The organism is Variovorax sp. P1_G12 (assembly GCF_056405555.1).
The window spans coordinates 205,780-220,375 of sequence record NZ_JBFUBW010000007.1; the positions used below are offsets into that span (position 1 = coordinate 205,780).

Here is a 14,596-nt window from a genome sequence, read left to right on the forward strand (position 1 = left end):
ACAGCCTCTGGATATACCCCATGAATCGCTGCACATCGCCCCGAACATCGCCCATTCTGATCGCACTGGCCGCCCTGCTGATCGCGCCCGCCGTCGCCCTCTTCGGCGGCCACGCCTCGGCCCAGCTCGTCGAGCCTTCGGCGACCCAGAACGAGGCCGCGAACGGCGGACGCAATTTTCCCCCGGGCACCCTGCGCGGCCGCTTCATGGTCGTGAATGCGCCCGAGATCCAGCTCGATGGCCAGCCCGAACGGCTGTCGCCCGGCGCCCGCATCCGCAGCGCCGACCGCATGCTGGTGATGCCGGCCTCGATCACCGGCCAGAACCTGCTGGTGAACTACACCCGCGACGCCGCAGGCCTGGTGCGCGAAGTCTGGATCCTGTCGCCAGACGAGGCCCGGGCCAAGCGGGCCTCGGCCGAAAAGCCGCTGCTCAATTTCTGGCCCTTCGTGGCCGACAGCGGCCCGCGCGACGACGGCAAGACGCCGTTCGACCAGTTGCCCAGATACGGGCAGTAGACAGCTCACCCCCAGGTTGGCTCACTTCGTGTAGCCGCCCCCCTCGCCGGGGGCGACACCAGCGGCCTGGCGGAGCCAGTTCCGCGGTGTCCCGCGAGCGTCCGGCGGAGTCAGTGACATTCTTATCTCGAGGGAGATCCCCATGACCCCCAAAGTTTTCATCAAGACCTTCGGCTGCCAGATGAACGAGTACGACTCGGACAAGATGGCCGACGTGCTGCGCGCCGCCGAAGGCTACGAACCGACCACCAACGTGGACGAGGCCGACCTGATCCTCTTCAACACCTGCTCGGTGCGCGAGAAGGCGCAGGAAAAGGTGTTCTCCGACCTCGGCCGCGTCAAGCACCTGAAGGCCAAGGGCGTGAAGATCGGCGTCGGCGGCTGCGTCGCCAGCCAGGAGGGCGCGGCGATCATCGCGCGTGCGCCCTATGTCGACGTGGTCTTCGGGCCCCAGACCCTGCACCGGCTGCCCGAGATGCTGAGCCAGCGCGAGCGCGAGGGCCGGCCGCAAGTGGACATCAGCTTCCCCGAGATCGAGAAATTCGACCACCTGCCGCCGGCGCGTGTCGACGGCGTCACCGCCTTCGTCTCGATCATGGAAGGCTGCTCGAAGTACTGCAGCTACTGCGTGGTCCCCTACACCCGCGGCGAGGAGATCAACCGGCCGCTGGACGATGTGCTGGTCGAGGTCGCCGGACTGGTCGAGCAGGGCGTGCGCGAGGTCACCTTGCTGGGGCAGAACGTGAATGCCTACCGCGGCCGGATGGGCGACACGGCGGAGATCGCCGACTTCGCCACCCTGATCGAGTACATCGCCGAGATCCCGGGCATCGAGCGCATCCGCTACACCACCAGCCACCCCAACGAGTTCACCGCGCGGCTGATCGACGCCTATGCGCGCGTGCCGCAGCTCGTGAGCCACCTGCACCTGCCGGTGCAGCACGGCAGCGACCGCATCCTGATGGCGATGAAGCGCGGCTACACCGCCATGGAATACAAGAGCACGGTGCGCAAGCTGCGCGCGATCCGCCCCGATCTCGCGCTCAGCAGCGACTTCATCGTCGGCTTCCCGGGCGAGACCGACGAGGACTTCGGCAAGATGATGAAGCTGATCGACGACCTCGAATTCGACGCCAGCTTCAGCTTCATCTTCAGCCCGCGGCCCGGCACGCCGGCGGCGGCGCTGCACGATGACACGCCGCATGCGGTCAAGCTGGCGCGGCTGCAGCAGCTGCAGGCCGTGATCGACGGCAACGTCCGGCGCTTCGGCGAAAGCCGGGTCGCCAGCGTGCAGCGGGTGCTGGTCGAAGGCGCCTCGCGCAAGGATGCGCACGAGCTCATGGGCCGCACCGAGTGCAACCGGGTGGTCAACTTCGAGGGCGACGCCCGGCTGGTCGGGCAGATGATCGATGTGCGCATCACGCGCTCGCTGGCCTACACGCTGCGCGGCGAGGTCGTGACGGCCGAATCGGTCGCCTGATGGCGAAACTGACTTCGGCGCGCGGCTCTTTCCAGCAGTTGCTGCTGTTCGCGTTCCTGCTGATCACCGCGCTGCTGGTGGGCGTGGCCCTGCGCGCCGTGTTCCAGTACGACGTGCTGATGACCCAGAGCCGCGATGCCGCGGCGCGCGCGCTCACGCTGTCGGGCGCCGCCCAGTCGCTGGCCGAGCGCAGCGCCGCGATGGAGCGCGCCGGCCGCCAGTCGCTGGTGCTCAACGACGCCGTGCTGCGGCGCCGCTTCGAGGACGCCGCGCGCGACGCCCGCCAGGTGCTGGGCCGGCTCGGCAGCAACGGCCTCGGTCCCGACGGCCCCGACAAGTGGCGCGAGCAGTTCGACGTCATCCAGGGCCTGATGAGCGGCGCCCCCGAGACCTCGCTGGCACGCGAGAGTTCGATGGCGGTGCAGTTCCGGGAGCTCGACGCCCTCAACACCCAGATCGCGCAGCAGGCGCAGTTCCTGATCGAGACCCAGAACAACGAGCTGGCCCAGCGCATCGAGACCGCGCGCAAGCGCCTGATGCGGCTCGTGATCGCCGCCAGCGCGCTGGCCGTTTCGCTGGCGCTGGCCTTCGGCATCTGGCTGGCGCGGCCATTCAAGCGGCTCGAGCGCGCGATCGTCGGCCTCGGCGAGAACCGGCTCGACGTCCCGATCGACATCCAAGGACCGGCCGACGTCCGGCGGGTGTCGCAGCAGCTCGAGTGGCTGCGGCTGCGGCTGACCGAGCTCGACGCCGACAAGGCACGTTTCCTGCGACACGTCTCGCATGAACTCAAGACCCCGCTGGCCGCACTGCGCGAAGGCGTTTCGCTGCTGGAAGACGGCGTGACCGGCGCCCTCAACCCGGCCCAGCTCGAGGTGACGCAGATCCTGCAGCAGAACACGGTCGCGCTGCAGGGCCAGATCGAGGCCCTGCTGCGCTTCAACGCGGCCGCCTTCGAAGCCCGCGAGCTGCGCCGCGAGCGCACGCCGCTGCTGCCGCTGGTCGAGGAGCAGATCGAGACCCAGCGGCTGCAATGGCAGGCCAACGGCCTCACCGTGCGCGCCGAGGGCGAGCCGATCTCGGTGGTGGTCGACCCGGTCAAGCTCGGCACCGCGCTGGCCAACCTGCTGTCGAACGCGATCCGCTTCTCGGCCCGCGGCGGCACCATCACGATCACGGTGTCGAGCACCGCCGACACCGCGCAGATCGACATCGCCGACGCCGGCCCGGGTATCGCCGAGGGCGATCGCGACCGGGTCTTCGAGCCTTTCTACCGCGGCGAACGACAGCCCCAGCATTCGGTCAAGGGCACCGGCATCGGCCTTTCGATCGTGCAGGAGTACATTGCAGCCCATGGTGGCCGCGTCACGCTGCTGCCGGAGGGGCCGGGTGCGCGATTCCGCATCGCGCTGCCGCGCTCCGCCTGAAATCCATCGCCCACGCGCCTTTTCCTAGTTTCATGTTCTCTCCGATCTTTCGCAGATCCGCCGCCGCCATGACCTTCGTCGTGCCGCTGCTGCTGGCCGGCTGCGCCATCCCTCGCAAGCCGCCGGCCGAGGCGGTCGCGGTGGCCGTCACCCCGCCGCCTGCGCCGCCGGCGATCACCCCGGTCGAGGCCGAGCCGCTGGCGCCCGCGACGCAGCCCGCGGGCCTTTTCACCCAATGGACCCAGGGCCCGGTGGGCGCGATCCTGGCCTACGCCGACAAGGTGCGTCCGCTCGGCCCACCCGAACTCGCGGCCGAGCTCAACCGGCTCGGCGATCTGGTCGAGACACCCACGGTCCAGATGCAGATGGCGATCGTGCTGGCCCAGACCCGCTCGTCGGCCGACCTTGCGCGCGCCAGCGGGCTGCTGCAGCGCGTGATCGCCAATCCCTCGGCCGACGCCCAGCCGCTTCAGCCGCTGGCCCGTACCCTGTCGGCGCGCTATGCGGAGCAGCGCAAGGTCGAGGACGAGCGCGACAAGCAGGCGCAGCAACTGCGCGACAGCCAGCGGCGCATCGACCAGCTCAACGACCGGATCGAGGCGCTGCGGGCGATCGAACGCAGCTTTGCGCGTCCGGCGCCGGCCACGGCCCCGACGATGCCGAAAGCCGCCCCGTGAGCAGCGCGCCATCGTCGTCGCTCCCGAAGCTGCCGCCCGACGCGCCGGCGCGCGGCGCCCGCCTGCTGGTGGTCGACGACGACGCCGACATGCTGCGCCTGCTGTCGATGCGGCTCACCTCCGCCGGCTACCAGGTCACGGCCGTGACCTCGGCCGAATCGGCGCTGACCCAGCTCGAGATCGAGCATCCCCAGCTGGTGCTCAGCGACGTCCGGCTGCCGGGCCGCGACGGCCTGGCGCTGTTCGACGAGGTCCGCAAGCGCCATCCGACCTTGCCCGTGATCCTGCTGACCGCGCACGGCACCATTCCCGACGCCGTCGAGGCCACGGCGCGCGGCGTCTTCACCTACCTCACCAAGCCCTACGACGCCCGCGAGCTGCTCGAGAAGATCGGCCAGGCGCTGGCCCTGGGCGCGCCGGCCGCCACGCCCGGCAAGGCCGGCGACGAAAGCTGGCGCGCCGAGATCGTGAGCCGCAGCAACCGCATGGCCGAGCTGCTGGCCGAGGCCAGAATGGTCGCCAAGTCGGATGCCAGCGTGCTGCTGCGCGGCGACAGCGGCGCCGGCAAGGAGGTGCTGGCGCGCGCCATCCACCGCGCCAGCGCGCGCGCCGACAAGCCCTTCGTGGCGGTCAATTGCGGCGCCATCCCCGAAGCGCTGCTGGAATCCGAGCTGTTCGGCCACATGAAGGGCGCCTTCACCGACGCGGTCGCCAACCACAAGGGCCTGTTCCAGCAGGCCGACGGCGGCACCCTGCTCCTGGACGAGATCGGGGACATGCCGCCGGCGCTGCAGGTCAAGCTGCTGCGGGTGCTGCAGGAGCGCGCGGTGCGGCCGCTCGGCGCCAGCCAGTCGATCGCGGTCGACGTCCGGATCATCTCGGCCACCCACCGCGACCTCGATGCCGCGATGGAGGCCGGACAGTTCCGCGAAGACCTGTACTACCGCCTCAATGTCGTGACACTGAGCCTGCCGCCGCTGTCGGCGCGGCGCGAGGACATTCCGTTGCTGGCCAACCACTTCCTGCAGCGGCTGTCGACCAAGTACAACAAGCGCCTGTCGGGCTTCGCGCCGGAGGCGCTGAAGGCGCTGACCACCGCCTCCTGGCCCGGCAACGTGCGGCAGCTGTTCAACGTCGTCGAGCAGGTCTGCGCCCTCTCGAGCTCGCCGCTGATCCCGCTGGCCCTGGTGCAGCGCGCCCTGCGGGTGCCGAGCGTCGAGGTCCAGACCTACGCCGAGGCCAAGCAGCGCTTCGAGCGCGACTACCTGGTCGGCCTGCTCAAGCTGACCGACGGCAATGTCGCCGACGCGGCCCGCCTCGCGGACCGCAACCGGACCGAGTTCTACCGCCTGCTGCAGAAGCACGAACTCACGCCGGGACACTTCAAGGCCGACGCCGCGTCGCCGGGCAGCGAAAACGGTCGCTGACCAGCGACACGCCAAGTTGTTGATTTGATTGGGTTTTGTCAGTCAGGCTCGGTGGCTGTCGGGTCCAGGCGACAAATTCGGGGGGTTTGGCCGCGGTTCTGGCCGCCCACCCCCCCTGAAAAACCGAAAAATCAGTCCAAGCAATTGATTTCAAAGGGTTTTTCCGGGCTGGCACAGGGTTTGCCCCTGTAGAGGCATGACAGCACTCACCAGCCCCACTTTCGCACTGCGTCCGCAGCGCGACGGCCTGCGTCAAAAGCAGTTTTCCCTCTCGCGGCCCCGCGCCGCGGGTCATTCGCTGGCAGCCCTGGCGGGCGCCGGCAGCATCGCGCCCGAAAGCGTGTTCAAGCGCTTTCCGGCAATCGGCGACACGCCCTCCCTCGACCGGCAACGGGGCTGAACCGCGTGAAGCCCCATCTGTACGTCCAGCCGAAGCTGCTGGCGGAAGCTGATTTCTCGCACCGCAGCCCGCTGCGCGAGGAACGCCACCCCAATTCGGTGACGGCCCCCCCGATCAACCGGGGCTCGATGACGCCGCGCCCCTGGCGCGGCTTCTGGAACAGCATCGGCACCGCCCTGCTGGTCAAGCTCGGCGCCGGCAAGGCAGCCGCCCCCCGGGCCGCGACCGGCATCCAGCAGCCCTGGCAGCGCGCGGCCGCCCAGCGACGCTTCGCCTTCATGGCGCTGACGCTGCTGAGCACCGTGATCGCCGGCACGCTCTTCGCCCGCGTCCAGCCCGACTACGACAACCTGTGGCTCGAATACAGCCAAATCGCGCTCTACGCCGTCCTGTCGGGCTGGGTCGTGACCGGTTTCGTGACCGCGCTGATGGGCTTCTACGTCTCGGTGCGCGGTGACAAGCACGCGCTGTCGGGCAAGCAGGTGGCCGACCACCCGATGAACCCCGAAGCGCGCACGGCGATCATCATGCCGATCTGCAACGAGGACGTGTCGACGGTGTTCGCCGGCCTGCGCGCGACCTGCGAATCGGTGGCCGCCACCGGCCACGCACAGCAGTTCGACGTCTTCGTGCTGTCCGACAGCTACACGCCCGAGATCGCCGCCGCCGAGCGCGCCGCCTGGGAAGACCTGCGCGCCGCGCTGGCCCTCAACTACGCGAACAACCCGAGCCAGCCCCAGGTCGAGGTCTACTACCGCCTGCGCACCCGCCGCACGCACCGCAAGGCCGGCAACGTGGCCGACTTCTGCCGCCGCTGGGGCAAGGACTACCGCTACATGGTGGTGCTCGACGCCGACAGCGTCATGAGCGGCGACTGCCTGACCTCGATGGTCAAGCTGATGGAAGCCAACCCGACGGCCGGGATCATCCAGACCGCGACCCAGGCCATCGGCCATGTCACGCTGCACGCCCGCGCCCAGCAGTTCGCCTCGCGCATGACGGGCCGCCTGTTCACGCTAGGCATGCAGTTCTGGCAGCTCGGCGAGTCGCACTACTGGGGCCACAACGCGATCATCCGCGTCCAGCCCTTCATGGAGCACTGCGCGCTGGCGCCGATCAAGGGCTCCGGCGGCATGTCGGGCGGCATCATGTCGCACGACTTCGTCGAGGCCGCGCTGATGCGCCGTGCCGGCTATCACGTGTGGCTGGTGGCCGACCTGGTCGGCAGCTACGAGCAGCAGCCGCCGGACCTGCTGTCCGAACTGCAGCGCGACCGCCGCTGGTGCCAGGGCAACCTGCAGAACGCCCGCCTGATGGCCGAACCCGGCCTGCATCCGGTGCACCGCGCGATGTTCGTCACCGGCACCATGGCCTATGCCTCGGCACCGCTGTGGCTGGCCTTCCTGACCCTGGGCACCGCCCTGTGGCTCAGCGGCTCGAGCGTGGTCGAGCACTGGCTCGCGATGCCGATGGAGCTGGCCGGCCTCTGGCTGTGGACCCTGTGCCTGCTGTTCCTGCCGCGCGTGCTGGGCATCGTGGCGGTGGTGCTGCGCGGCGAGCAGCGCCAGTTCGGCGGCATCGGCGGCCTGCTCAAGAGCGCCCTGCTCGAAAGCGCGCTGGCCATCGTGCAGGCGCCGGTGCGGATGCTCGCGCACTCGCTGTTCGTCGTCGTCGCCATGACCGGCCTCAAGCTCGACTGGAAGTCGCCCCCGCGCGAAGCGGCCGCCGTGCCGTGGCGCATCGCGCTGCAGCAGCTGGCGCCGATGACCCTGGTGATCGCCGCGCTGGCGGTCGGCATCGCGCTGATCGATGCCAGCGCGCTGACCTGGCTGATGCCGGTCGGCCTGCCGCTGCTGCTGGCGATCCCGCTGACGGTGCTGACCAGCCAGATCGCGCTCGGCAATGCGCTGCGCGACCGCGGCTTCCTGCTGATCCCCGAGGAGTCGCGCTCGCCGGCCGTGCTGCGCAGGGCCTGGATGCACGCGTTGCGGCTGGCCCGCCCGGCGGCAGTCTGAGCCTCTCGTCCCCCCATGAAAAAACCGCCCTCGGGCGGTTTTTTCATGGTCGAAACGATCGTGCTCAGAAGCGCGGCATCCCGCCGCCTCCGCCCATCGGCGGCATCCCCTTCATGCCGCCCATGCGCTTCATCATCTTCATGAGGCCGCCGCCCTTCATCTTCTTCATCATCCCCTGCATCTGCTCGAACTCGTTGAGCAGCCGGTTCACTTCCTGGACCTGGACGCCGGCGCCGGCCGCGATGCGGCGCTTGCGCGTGGCCTTGAGCAGTTCGGGCTTGCGGCGCTCCAGCGGCGTCATGCTGTTGATGATCCCCTCCTTGCGCCGGATGTCGCGCTCGGCCCGGGTCATGTCGGCCTCGGTCGCCTTGGCCGCCATCTGGGCCGGCAGCTTGTCGAGGATGCTCGACAGCCCGCCCATCTGCTTCATCTGCTGCAGCTGGCCGAGGAAGTCGTTGAGGTCGAAGCCGGCACCGCTCTTCACCTTGGCCGCCAGCTTCTGCGCCGCCGCGACGTCGACGCCGGCCGTGACCTGCTCGACCAGCGCGACGATGTCGCCCATGCCCAGGATGCGGCCGGCATGGCGCTCGGCGTCGAACACCTCGAGGCCGTCGATCTTCTCGCTGACGCCGGCGAACTTGATCGGCACGCCCGTGACCTGGCGCACCGACAGCGCGGCGCCGCCGCGCGAGTCGCCGTCGGTCTTGGTCAGGATGATGCCGGTCAGCGGCAGCGCCTCCTTGAAGGCGCGGGCGGTGTTGATCGCGTCCTGGCCCTGCATCGCGTCGACCACGAACAGCGTCTCGACCGGATCGAGCGCCGCATGCAGCTGCTGGATCTCGGTCATCAGGACCTCGTCGATCGCCAGCCGGCCGGCGGTGTCGACCAGCAGCACGTCGAAGAAGTGGCGCTTGGCGTGATCGAGCGCGGCGCGCGCGATGTCGAGCGGCTTCTGGTCCGGCGTGCTCGGAAACCACTCGGCGCCGGCCTGCTTGGTCACGGTTTTGAGCTGCTCGATCGCGGCCGGCCGGTAGACGTCGCCCGACACCGTCAGCACCTTCTTCTTGCGCTTCTCGATCAGGTGCTTGGCCAGCTTGGCGGTGGTGGTGGTCTTGCCGGCGCCCTGCAGGCCGGCCATCAGGATCACGGCCGGCGGCTGGGCCGCCAGGTTGATGTCGGCCACGCCCTCGCCCATGGTGGCGGCCAGCTCGCGGTTCACGATACCGACCAGCGCCTGGCCCGGCTTCAGCGAACCGAGCACTTCCTGGCCGAGCGCCTTTTCCTTCACGCGGGCGACGAAATCGCGCACGACGGGCAAGGCGACGTCGGCCTCGAGCAGGGCCATGCGCACCTCGCGCAGCATGTCCTGGACATTGCTTTCGGTGATGCGGGCCTGGCCGCTGACCTGTTTGACGAGGCGGGTGAATTTTTCGGTGAGGGCGCTGGCCATGGATGCTTCCCGCTGGACGGGACCGGTATGAAGACGGGAGCAGCGGGCTTCCGCAGAAGGCGAGAAGCTAAACTCCAGCCGATGATTTTAGCGATCCCCTCCCCGCTCGGCGTGGCACTGGGCATCGCCACCGCCGCCGCCTATGGCGTCACCGCCGCCGCCGCCTCCCGGCTCAGCCGTTCCTCGACCCAGTGGATGCTGGTGCTGGCCTGGCTGCTGCACGCCTTGACGCTGGGCGCCGGGCTGGTCGGCGGAGGCCCGCGCTTCGGCTTTGCCCCGGCCATTTCGGTCACGGCCTGGCTGGTGCTGACGGTCTACGCCATCGAAAGCAGCCTCTATCCGCAGCTCAAGGTCCGGCGCGCGCTCGCGGCGCTGGGCGCGGCCGCGGTGCTGCTGGCGGTGCTGTTCCCCGGCACGCCGCTGCATGTTTCGGCCTCGCCATGGCTGCCGCTGCACCTCGCGCTCGGCATTGCTTCGTACGGCCTGTTCGGTGCCGCAGTGGTCCATGCCTGGCTCATGACGCGGGCCGAGAAGCAGATCCGGCTCGCCGCCGAGCCGCAGGGCGGCGTGCCGCTGCTGACCATGGAGCGGCTCACCTTCCGTTTCGTGACCGCGGGCTTCGTCCTGCTGTCGGCCACGCTGCTGGCCGGGCTGCTGTTCAGCGAGACGCTGTACGGCGGCACGGCGCGCGGCTGGAAGTGGGACCACAAGACCGTGTTCTCGGTGCTGGCCTGGCTCACCTTCGCGATCCTCCTGACCGGCCGCGCACGCTTCGGCTGGCGCGGCCGCACCGCACGGCGCGTGCTTTACGCGGGCTCGGCATTGCTGCTGCTGGCCTACGTCGGCTCGCGCTTCGTGCTTGAAGTCGTGCTGACGCGCGCAACCCCATGAAATACCTGCTCGTCTTCGCGGTGGTCTTCATCGCGATCTGGCTCTGGCGCAAGAACCGGCGCGAGGAAATGCAGTCGCGTCCGCCGCCGCGCAAGCCCCCGGCCGTCGGTGCGCCGCAGGCCATGGTGCGCTGCGCGCACTGCGGCCTCCACCTGCCCGCCGCCGATGCGATCAGCGGCCCCGATGGCGCCGTCTACTGCAGCCCGGCGCATCGCCAAGCCGGCAAGAAATGAACTCCCGCCCGGCGCGCCAGGCATGACCGCGTTCCTGCGCGCCCGGGGCGAACCGGCGACCGACTGGAGTTCGCTCGAACGATTCAGCGGCCAAAGTACCGCGCTGCTGCGCCTGTGGCGCGGCTTCGTGGCCGCGCGCTGCTTCGTGGCCGCGGTGCTGCTGCTGCTGCAGGCCGTGGCCCTGGCGCTCGGGCAGACGCCGCAACCGGTGGCGGTCGCGCTGTGCACGGGCTACCTGGTGGCGGCGCTGCTGGCCGCGCGCTTTGCGCCGTTCCAGCTGCTGCGCGGCCTGGGCCGCGCCTGGTTCTCCACCATCGGCGTCGACCTGGTCATCTTCACCGCGCTGCAGGTGCTCCAGGTGGGGAGCATCAACTACTCGCCGCTGTTCGCGCTGCCGGTCCTGATGGGCGCCGTGCTGGGCACCGGTGCCGTCGGGCTCGGCACCACCGCGGCGGCCACGCTGCTGCTGCTGGGCCATGCGGCCTGGTACTGGCTGGAGCAGCCGTCCGACACCTCGCCGCGCTTCGTGCAGGCGGCGCTGACCGGCACCGGCCTGTTCGTGGTCGCGTTGCTCGCCCACGAGATGGCGCGCCGGCTCACGCGCGAAGAGGCGCTGGCCCAGCACAGCCGCAGCGCGGCGCAGATGCACGCGCTGGTCAACGACCTGGTGATCGAGACCCTCAGCGAAGGCGTTCTGGTGCTCGATTCGCAGGGCCAGGTCCACGCAGCCAATCCGGCCGCCGACGCGATCCTGGGCCAGGGCCTGGCCGACCTCGAGGTGCCTTTCACGCTCAGCGCCCATCCGGCCTGGGTCTCCCTGGCCGAGCTGGCGCGCCAGACGTTCGCACGGCGCACGCCGCAGTCGAAGGAGATCCCCGTCGCCCAGGCCCAGGGCGCCGCGCGCGAGGTCCGCGTGCGCACGCGGCTGACCCGCTCGCCCGACCCCCAGTCCGAGGGCCTCTGCGTGATGTTCCTGCAGGACCTGCGCGAACTCGAGGCCCGCATCCGCACCGAAAAGCTGGCCGCCATGGGCCGCATGTCGGCCGCAGTGGCGCACGAGATCCGCAATCCGCTGGCCGCCATCACCCAGGCCAGCGCCCTGCTGGCCGAGGACCTGGTCGACCCGGGGCACCGCCAGCTGACGACCATGGTGCAGCAGAACGCCCAGCGCCTGTCGCGCATCGTCGACGACGTGCTCGATGTCGCGCGGGCGCGGCAGCAGCGCGTGCTGCCGCTCGGCGAACAGGTGGCGCTCGATCCGACGGTCCGCGCGCTGGCCGAAGAATGGGTGCTGCAGGCGCAGCGCCAGGGCGTCCTGCTGGCGCTCGATGCCCCGGACAGCGCCGTGCGCTTCGATGTCGAGCATCTGCGCCGCATCCTCGTCAACCTGCTCGACAATGCGGCGCGCTATGCGGGAGACCGCGACGGCTCGATCCAGGTGGCCACCCGGCTCAGTCCCACCGGCCGGGCCACGCTGCAGATCTGGAGCGACGGCGCGCCGCTCGAGCCGGCGGTGCAGCGCCACCTGTTCGAGCCATTCTTCTCGTCCGAAAGCCGCTCGAGCGGCCTGGGTCTGTTCCTGTGCCGGGAGCTGTGCGAGCGGCACGGCGCGACGATCGGCTACGAACGCCGCGCACTGTCGCCGGGCGGCCCCGAGGGCAACGAGTTCTCCATTGCGTTTGCCGCCGCCGAGACCCGGCTGACACAATAGCGGCGTGAGCACCCCGCACCCGTCCGCCCCGCGCCCCGCCCAGATCCTCGTCGTCGACGACGAGCCCGATCTGCGCACGCTCTACGAACTCACGCTGCTGCGCGAGGGCTACCGCGTGCAGGCCGCGGGCAGTGTCGCCGAGGCTTCGCAGCACCTGGAAGCCGGCCGCTTCGATGCCGTGATCACCGACATGCGCCTGCCCGACGGACTCGGCATGGAGATCCTGCTGCGCATTCAGCAGGACCAGCGCGGCGAGCGCTGCGTCGTGATGACGGCCTACGGCTCGGCCGAGAACGCGGTCGAGGCCCTCAAGGCGGGCGCCTTCGACTACCTGACGAAGCCGGTCGACCTGAAGCAGTTCCGGGCCGTGGTGGCTTCCGCGGTGCAGGCCACGGCGCAGCTCGCGAGCGCCCGCGCGGTGCGCCCCGTCGACGAGCGGGCGGACGACGGCGCCAAGATCGCGAGCACGGTCGGCAGCGGCGGCGCGGCCGCGCTCGAGCGCCTGGTGGGCGACTCGGAGCCGATGCGCGTCGTCAAGGCGCGCATCGCCAAGGTGGCCCGCGGCATGGCGCCGGTGCTGGTCCGCGGCGAATCCGGAACCGGCAAGGAACTGGTCGCGCGGGCCGTGCACGCCTGCAGCCAGCGCAGCGACGGCCCCTTCGTCGCGGTCAATTGCGGCGCCATCCCGGAGAACCTGCTCGAGGCCGAATTCTTCGGCGCCCGCAAGGGCTCCTACACCGGCTCCTCCCAGGACCGCGACGGCTACTTCCAGGCCGCGCGCGGCGGCACGCTGTTCCTCGACGAGATCGGCGACCTGCCGCTGGCGATGCAGTCCAAGCTGCTGCGCGCGATCCAGGAGCGCAGCGTGCGCCCGATCGGCTCGACCCAGGAAGACGCGGTCGACGTCCGCATCGTGAGCGCCACCCACAAGGACCTGCACGCGGAGGTGCAGGCCGGACGTTTCCGGCAGGACCTGTTCTACCGCCTCAATGTGATCGAGATCGCGGTGCCGGCCCTGCGCGAACGGCGCGGCGACCTGCCGGCGCTGTGCAAGGCCTTGCTGGCACGCATCGGGCGCGACGCCGACATGCCGGTGCCGACGCTGTCGGCCGAGGTGCTGCTGCGGCTCGCCGAGCATCCGCTCAACGGCAACGTGCGCGAACTCGAGAACCTGCTGCACCGCGCGGTGGCGCTGAGCGACGGCGACATGCTGCACCTCGATTTCGTCGACAGCACGGCGCTGCTGGCCGAACCGTTGCTGTCGGAACCGGCGCCGCCGGCGTACGCGGCAGCCCCCGCCGCCGCAACGGCGTCGAGAGCCGCGCCCGCGGTGCCGAACGACCTGCAGAGCTACCTCGACCAGCAGGAGCGCGAGATCCTGGTCCGCGCGCTGCAGGAGACCGGATTCAACCGCACCGCCGCGGCCAACCGGCTCGGGCTCAGCCTGCGGCAGATCCGCTACCGGATCGCGCGCCTGGGCATCGCGACACCGAACGGCGACGACGCCAATGCCCTCGGTGATGACTGAGCCCCCACGCTCCCCCACTGCGAGTGGGTCGCTGCCCCCCGAGGGGGACGCTGCAGGCCGCCCGTCCGTGCGAAGCGCGGACTTCGCCGCTCTGGCGGCCCGGCGCCGGCCTGAGACTGAGCCCCCACGCTCCCCCACTGCGTGTGGGTCGCTGCCTGAGCCCGAAGCGGCCACCGGTCTCTGGCGGGACGGCTGGTATCAATTCGCGCGGCAATTGCGCTCGCCCAACTTCGGGCCGCGTCCGGCCGGCGCCCACATCGACCTGATCGTGCTGCATTCGATCAGCCTGCCACCGGGACGCTACGGCGGCGACGAAGTCCAGCAACTGTTCACCAACCGCCTCGATTGGGATGCGCACCCCTATTTCGACAGCATCCGCGGTCTCGAGGTCTCGGCGCACTTCTATGTGCGGCGCAACGGCGAGCTGTGGCAGTTCGTCGGCTGCGACGACCGCGCCTGGCACGCCGGCGCATCCTGGTGGCGCGGCCGCGCGAACTGCAACGACGATTCGATCGGCATCGAGCTCGAGGGCATCGAAGGCGGCCCGTTCGAAAGCGCCCAGTACGAAACGTTGACCAGCCTGTGCCCGGCGATCGCGCAGCGCCATGCCATCGGCTTCATCGCCGGCCACGAACACATCGCGCCGGGCCGCAAGGAAGACCCGGGCGCCGGCTTCGACTGGCACCTGCTGCAGCGCCAACTCGGCTGGAATCGGGCGATGTTTCCCCCCGCCGCGATGGCCCGCTAGTTTTTTTCAATCGGGTGGCGGGGTGCGATGCGTCGTCGATGCGACTCGACATCGGCACCCACGCAACCGCTCAAGCTCAGCAACCATGCGG

At 70.1% G+C, this 14,596-nt stretch carries 13 protein-coding genes; 12 read left to right on the plus strand and 1 reads right to left on the minus strand.

What is annotated here, in order from left to right; all coding sequences use genetic code 11:
- The first annotated feature begins 20 nt into the window (after positions 1–20).
- The 7 genes from AC1D2O_RS10595 to mdoH all read left to right on the plus strand — a co-directional run bounded on the left by AC1D2O_RS10595 (position 21) and on the right by mdoH (position 7,944).
- Positions 21–518, plus strand: coding sequence for a hypothetical protein (locus AC1D2O_RS10595; RefSeq protein ID WP_478090121.1), 498 nt, complete (start codon positions 21–23; stop codon positions 516–518).
- 142 nt (positions 519–660) lie between these two features.
- Complete coding sequence (gene miaB / locus AC1D2O_RS10600) at positions 661–1,998, plus strand: tRNA (N6-isopentenyl adenosine(37)-C2)-methylthiotransferase MiaB (protein WP_478090120.1); 1,338 nt, start codon at positions 661–663, stop codon at positions 1,996–1,998.
- Positions 1,998–3,425, plus strand: a complete 1,428-nt coding sequence (locus AC1D2O_RS10605; RefSeq protein WP_478090119.1) for a sensor histidine kinase — start codon at positions 1,998–2,000, stop codon at positions 3,423–3,425. Before miaB ends, AC1D2O_RS10605 begins: the two co-directional genes overlap by 1 nt.
- A 32-nt stretch (positions 3,426–3,457) precedes the next feature.
- A complete protein-coding gene (locus AC1D2O_RS10610) occupies positions 3,458–4,102 on the plus strand; it encodes a hypothetical protein (protein WP_478156925.1) in 645 nt (214 codons plus the stop codon).
- Positions 4,103–4,191: 89 nt separating this feature from the next.
- On the plus strand, positions 4,192–5,529 hold the full coding sequence (locus AC1D2O_RS10615; RefSeq protein WP_478156948.1) for a sigma 54-interacting transcriptional regulator: 1,338 nt from the start codon (positions 4,192–4,194) through the stop codon (positions 5,527–5,529).
- A 196-nt stretch (positions 5,530–5,725) separates the two neighbouring features.
- The gene (locus AC1D2O_RS10620; RefSeq protein ID WP_478090117.1) at positions 5,726–5,929 is read left to right on the plus strand and encodes a hypothetical protein; all 204 of its coding nucleotides are present in this window, start codon (positions 5,726–5,728) and stop codon (positions 5,927–5,929) included.
- Positions 5,930–5,934: 5 nt separating this feature from the next.
- Positions 5,935–7,944, plus strand: coding sequence for a glucans biosynthesis glucosyltransferase MdoH (gene mdoH, locus AC1D2O_RS10625; RefSeq protein WP_478090116.1), 2,010 nt, complete (start codon positions 5,935–5,937; stop codon positions 7,942–7,944).
- 64 nt (positions 7,945–8,008) lie between these two features.
- Here mdoH and ffh read toward each other — a convergent pair whose 3' ends face one another.
- Positions 8,009–9,394 (minus strand): signal recognition particle protein, encoded by a 1,386-nt coding sequence (ffh, locus tag AC1D2O_RS10630; RefSeq protein WP_478156927.1) that lies wholly within the window; start codon positions 9,392–9,394, stop codon positions 8,009–8,011.
- Between the two features lie 81 nt (positions 9,395–9,475).
- Between ffh and AC1D2O_RS10635 the strand changes: the two genes are divergently transcribed.
- The 5 genes from AC1D2O_RS10635 (at position 9,476) to ampD (ending at position 14,505) form a co-directional block, all read left to right on the plus strand.
- Positions 9,476–10,285: a cytochrome C assembly family protein gene (locus tag AC1D2O_RS10635; protein WP_478090114.1), complete on the plus strand. Its 810-nt coding sequence runs from the start codon at positions 9,476–9,478 to the stop codon at positions 10,283–10,285.
- Positions 10,282–10,518 (plus strand): PP0621 family protein, encoded by a 237-nt coding sequence (locus AC1D2O_RS10640; protein ID WP_478090113.1) that lies wholly within the window; start codon positions 10,282–10,284, stop codon positions 10,516–10,518. Before AC1D2O_RS10635 ends, AC1D2O_RS10640 begins: the two co-directional genes overlap by 4 nt.
- Before the next feature lie 22 nt (positions 10,519–10,540).
- On the plus strand, positions 10,541–12,229 hold the full coding sequence (locus AC1D2O_RS10645) for a sensor histidine kinase (RefSeq protein ID WP_478156929.1): 1,689 nt from the start codon (positions 10,541–10,543) through the stop codon (positions 12,227–12,229).
- Positions 12,230–12,233: 4 nt separating this feature from the next.
- Entirely contained in the window at positions 12,234–13,757 is a 1,524-nt protein-coding gene (locus AC1D2O_RS10650; RefSeq protein WP_478092579.1) for a sigma-54-dependent transcriptional regulator, read from the plus strand.
- Positions 13,758–13,908: 151 nt separating this feature from the next.
- On the plus strand, positions 13,909–14,505 hold the full coding sequence (gene ampD, locus AC1D2O_RS10655) for a 1,6-anhydro-N-acetylmuramyl-L-alanine amidase AmpD (protein WP_478092584.1): 597 nt from the start codon (positions 13,909–13,911) through the stop codon (positions 14,503–14,505).
- Positions 14,506–14,596 lie beyond the last annotated feature (91 nt).